Annotated in this window: 4 protein-coding genes; all 4 read left to right on the plus strand. The window is 33.7% G+C overall.

All coding sequences use genetic code 11. The features are described from left to right. On the plus strand, window positions 1–1461 hold a 1461-nt coding region (locus tag I6E24_RS15145), incomplete at its 5' end, for a SusC/RagA family TonB-linked outer membrane protein (RefSeq protein WP_235329418.1). Window positions 1462–1477: 16 nt separating this feature from the next. Further along, a complete protein-coding gene (locus I6E24_RS15150; RefSeq protein ID WP_235329419.1) occupies window positions 1478–2992 on the plus strand; it encodes a RagB/SusD family nutrient uptake outer membrane protein in 1515 nt (504 codons plus the stop codon). 18 nt (window positions 2993–3010) lie between these two features. Beyond that, window positions 3011–3901: a Calx-beta domain-containing protein gene (locus I6E24_RS15155; RefSeq protein WP_235329420.1), complete on the plus strand. Its 891-nt coding sequence runs from the start codon at window positions 3011–3013 to the stop codon at window positions 3899–3901. A gap of 76 nt (window positions 3902–3977) precedes the next feature. Then, window positions 3978–5470, plus strand: a 1493-nt coding sequence (locus I6E24_RS15160; protein ID WP_235329421.1) for a C10 family peptidase, incomplete at its 3' end; no start/stop codon positions are given.

A 5470-nucleotide genomic window follows, 5' to 3' on the forward strand; every position in this document is an offset into this window, starting at 1 on the left:
GCTGAGTATAAATTTAATATAGACAGACATAATATCTCTGCTTTGCTTGGTCAGGAATCTATAATATCTAGAACTAATGGTTTTGGAGTATTTACTGAAGGTCATACAGATATTCGTCAGATGAAACTTACGCAAGGTACAACAGTAGGTATAGGTGATTTGTCTCATTCTTTGGTAGAAACTATATTCAATTCATATTTCTTGAATGCTTCATATAATTATGATTCTAAATATTATTTGGACTTCTCTTTCCGTAGAGATGGTAGCTCGAAGTTTGCACCAGATAATAGATGGGCTAATTTCTTTGCAGTAGGAGCAATGTGGGATTTAAAGAAAGAAGACTTCTTGAGTGATGTTGATTGGTTGAATAATTTATCATTGAAAGCAAGTTACGGTACTACAGGTAACTCTAGTATTGATGATTATATGTATTTTGGTCTGTTGGGTAGTGGAAGTAACTATAATGGTAGCTCTTCTCTAGGAATAAGTCAGCCAAGTAACTATGATTTGACATGGGAAACTGTAGCTTCAACAAATGTTGGCTTAAGCTTTAGACTTTTCGATCGTGTATCAGCTGATGTGGAATTTTATAACAAAAAGACAACAGATATGTTGATGCAGATACCTTATTCTTATACAACAGGTTATGGTTCAGGTTATGGTAATATTGGTTCTATGGTGAATAGAGGTGTTGACGTAAGTGTTTCTTATGATATACTAAAATCTAGAGATTTTTACTGGTCAGTACGCGCTAACTTTAACTATAATAAAAACGAAATTACTGAACTGTTTAATGGACGTGATGAATATGCATTGCCTGATTATGGATTAATGTATAAGGTTGGTCATTCTGTAGGAGAACTTTATTTCGTTCGTAGAGCTGGTGTCGATCCTAATACAGGAGAACAGATGTGGTATGATAAAGATGGAAATATTACAAAAGTATTTAATGAAGAACGTGATGCTGTTCTTTTGGGTAAAGATCAATTCGCTCCTTGGACAGGTGGTTTCGGTACACAGTTTATGTGGAAAGGCCTTAGTGTAAATGCAGATTTTGCATGGGCTGCTAAGAAATATATGATGAGTAATGATAGATACTTCATGGAAAATCCAGGTCAGGCTGCTGATTTTAACCAGACTACAGCGATGCTTGATATGTGGACTACTCCAGGACAGATAACAGATATTCCAAGATATGATCAGGCTATTCAGTTTGATGATCATTTGGTTGAAAATGCCTCATTCCTTCGTTTAAAGAATATTACAGTTCAGTATTCATTGCCTTCAAAAGTAATGTCCAAGACTGGTTTCTTTAAGAATATGAGTGTATTCTTTACCGGTAGAAACTTGCTTACTATAACCAAATTTACCGGATATGATCCAGAACCAGATTCTAACTTGGTTAAATTCTTCTATCCTAATACAAAACAGTATGTTTTTGGTGTTGAACTAACATTCTAATTAAACTTGAGCATTTATGAAAAAAATATTTCTTACATTATTAATGACCGGTGCACTTATCTCATCATGTGATATGGAAGTAAAGCCATACGGATCATTGGATGATACTACGGCTATTCAGTCATTGAATGACTGTTACCGTTTTAGAAACGGTTTATATAATAGCCTGAAAGGTATGACTACAGGTAGTTATGTGTATATTACAGATTTACAGGGAGATGAATTTCAAGCTACTGTAAGTTACGGTAATAGAAATGGTATTGTTCATGCTGGTACTTTTACATCGGCTGAGGGTACATTTGAATCATACTGGGCTGCTTTTTATTCTGTTATTACTTCTGCGAATTATATAATTGAGAAAATGGATAATTTGAGGAATAGCAGTTCCTTTAATGAAGACGAGTTGATAGAACTTGATAGATATGAAGCTGAAGCAAAGTTTATCCGTGCATATAGTTATTTTTCTTTAATGCAACGTTTCTGCGAACCATACACAGCAGAAATTGGTGCAACTGAAGCTATGGGTCTTCCTATAGTTAAGACTTATGATCCAACAGGTGATTTAACAAAATATCCGGGAAGAAGCTCTCAGGATGATACATATAAGTTTATAGATGAGGATTTGACAGATGCATTAAACGGATTGGCTAAGTATGAAGCTAAAAATAATGAAAATCTTGCTCCTGAAGCTATATATCTTTCAACTAACGCTGTAAAAGCCCTTCAAGCTAGAATAGCCTTATATAAGGGTGATAATGCTACTGCACTTTCAAAATCTGAAGAAGTTATTAATTCAGGAATTTATAGTTTGGCTGAAATTTCTGAGTTTAAACAAATGTGGAAAGAAGATAAAACAAATGAAGCTATATTGAAAATCCACATGACAAATACAGAATTAGGAAATTCAACAGGTGGAACTTATCTTGGAACTAAACTCAACTCTGCAGATTATATACCATCGTATGAGACAATATCTATGTATGCAGAAAATGATATACGCTCACAGGTATATTTTGATACATGGAACTTGTCTGTAGAAGGTGGTACATTTAGCACAGTAGTATTTAATAAATATCCTGGTAACGATGAGTTGAAAACTGGATCTGATCCAAACTTCGTGAATATGAGTAAACCATTCAGATTGGCTGAACTTTATTTGATCGCAGCCGAAGCTGCATCAACAACAGATGAAAATAAGGCAAATAAGTATTTGAATGATTTACGTGAAAAAAGAATTGAGGGTTACCAGAGAACAACTTATTCTGGACAGGCTCTTATTAATGAAATCCGTACGGAACGTCAAAAAGAGCTTATAGGAGAAGGTTTCCGTCTTGCAGACCTTAATAGATGGGGACTTGGTTTCCAAAGAGGTGTAAGTCATCCTGAAAATCCAGATGTAGAATCAATATTGGCTGTAAACGGTAAAGGTTTATCATACAGTGTTAAAGATTATAGATATGTTTGGCCTATACCTTCTGCTGAAATGCAAACCAATCCACAATTAAAAGGACAACAAAACAAAGGTTATTAAATTTATTATTGAAATTTTATGAAGAAGAAAAATATATTAGGAGCTTTACTATTGTCGTCTGTTATGTTTGTTGGATGTGCAGAAGATGAGATAGTAATGAACACTTCCGATGCCAAAGTAGGATTTGCTACTTCAGAATATACAGTAAAGGAAAGTGATGGTATAATTCAAATTCCTATCAATGTAACCGGAGAACAGAATGGAGCTGTTGATATCGTATTAAAGGTTGAAGAATATGGTAATAATCCTGCAAAACAGAATGTAAACTATTTTCTGACAGATAATACTTTGAGAATATCAGCAGAAGATAAAACTATCAGTGCAGAATTTAGTTTAGCAGATGATGAAGAAATCAATGAAGCAAGAACATTCGTTGTTAAAATAGAGTCTGCAAATGGAGCTACTATTGATGAGGCTGCTAATGCCTGTATCGTAACAATAAAGGATAATGACGCTAATTTCTACGAAAAACTTGGAGGTAAGTGGAAATTGACTGCTGGTGCAACTTCTTACGATGCTACTATAACTATTTATGGAGAAAGTAATCCAAAATATGAAAAAGAAATGATTCTAGGATTTGCATTACAAGGTGTAAACTTACAGTTCACTATGAATTATTCTTTTGATATAGCAAGTAAAAAGATTACACTGACTATGCCTACAGGTGAATTGTTAGCAGAAGGATTGAACTTCGGTGCTCCTTTAGGTGTATGTGATGCTTATTCTTGTATTATAAAAGGAAATAACTTGTCTTTTGATACATTGGAGTGGGAGGTAAGCGAAGATATAAAAAGTATCACAATAAAAGAAGAAGGCCTTGGATTGGCTGCTGCATTATTTGAAGCAGGAACAGAAAACTTTACTGGATATACTTGGTTTAATTTATCAAATCCTGTTTTAAGTAAATAACAATCTTTTTTATATACAAAAAAGGGGCATGTATTTTCATGTCCCTTTGTATCGTTTATATAGTTGCCTGAATATCATGAGAAAAATTTATCTTTTATGCATACTAATGTCGATAGCAAATTTAATTTTTGCGCGGCGTGTAGATCCAACACATGTTTCAGAAATTGCTTCAGAAATTTTATACATGAAGACTGGAGTTACAAATTACAGAGTAAGTAGTATTGATTTGATAAAAAGAAATATTTATTTGATACATTTAGCTCCAGAAGGATGGATGTTGATGTCGAGTGATGATTCTTTTGAACCACTATTGGCATATTCGTTGAATGGAAAACTGAATAAAAATTCCCAATTACCAGATAATATGGAATTTTATGTTGGACTTTACAATATGCGTATTGGAAAAATATCTGAAAAAAGTCTCAATCCACTTGTTGAGTGGAATAAAATGTATTATAAATCCGTAATACGTTCACGTTCAATAGGTACAAAAATAGAACCAATAATAAATGTAAATTGGAATCAACCAGAACCATTTAATGCAAAATGTCCTGCATTAGGAAGTAGTAAGGCTTTGGTTGGTTGTGTAGCTGTTGCTATGGGTCAAGCCCTCTCTGTTACAAAACATCCTGCAAGACCGGTAGGTAATTTTACTACGACATCACCAATGGCAACCATAAAATCATTTAATTATGATAATGAAGAACCATATAATTGGGATAATATATCTGATGGATCTAAAGATAATTATGCAGAAGTTTCACGTCTTTTATATCATCTTGGTGTATCTGTTGAAATGCAATATGGCTTGGATGCTTCAGGTACTTATACTTATTTAGTTGAAAATGCTCTTAAAACTCATTTTGCCTATAATAACGTGAAATACTATTGGAGAGATGAATATGAAGGAAACTGGGAACAGTTGATAATAAATGAACTTGGAGCAGGCCGCCCTGTTGTATATAATGGAGTTGATACAAAGAATAATGCAGGGCATTGTTTTAATTTAGATGGTTATGATGGAACCGGAATGTTTCATGTAAACTGGGGATGGGGAGGATATGGAAACTCATATTTCAATCTTAATGCTTTGAGAGACAAATTTATGGGTATGGATTATTCAGATCAGCAAGGAGCTGTCATTGGAATTGCGGCTCCAAGTGACAGACCATTAAATATTAATGTTACACAACTGTCTGCGCCGTCTGGTCAAAGACCTGGAGTATTTGTAGGAAAGATATCTGTAGAAACAAGCGCAGTAGGACATACTTATTCATATTCAATAAGAGGTAAATATAAATCAGATGGAGTATATGAAACTGTGCCATTTAAGATAGTTGGTGATGAGATTTATACTTCGCAATCTTTATCTTATACAGCCGGCAGTTATGATGTAGAAATTGTAGTTACAGACGAAGATATAAATGCTTCTATTTCACAAGGCTTTAATATCAAGATTACAGGAAATTTACCTGCTATAAAATCAATAGAAGAAGCAACCTCTTTAGAATATGATAATTTAACAAAAACTTTAAGATTAAGTTCACTACAAGGAATAGAGTATATAAT

It is taken from the genome of Bacteroides caecigallinarum (assembly GCF_021530995.1).
GTDB classification, from domain to species: Bacteria; Bacteroidota; Bacteroidia; order Bacteroidales; family Bacteroidaceae; genus Phocaeicola; species Phocaeicola faecigallinarum.

Excerpts from the sequence above, each read along its gene's own strand:
- I6E24_RS15150 (WP_235329419.1), top strand. The coding sequence starts at position 1,478 with ATGAAAAAAATATTTCTTACATTATTAATGACCGGTGCACTTATCTCA.
- I6E24_RS15155 (WP_235329420.1), top strand. The coding sequence starts at position 3,011 with ATGAAGAAGAAAAATATATTAGGAGCTTTACTATTGTCGTCTGTTATG.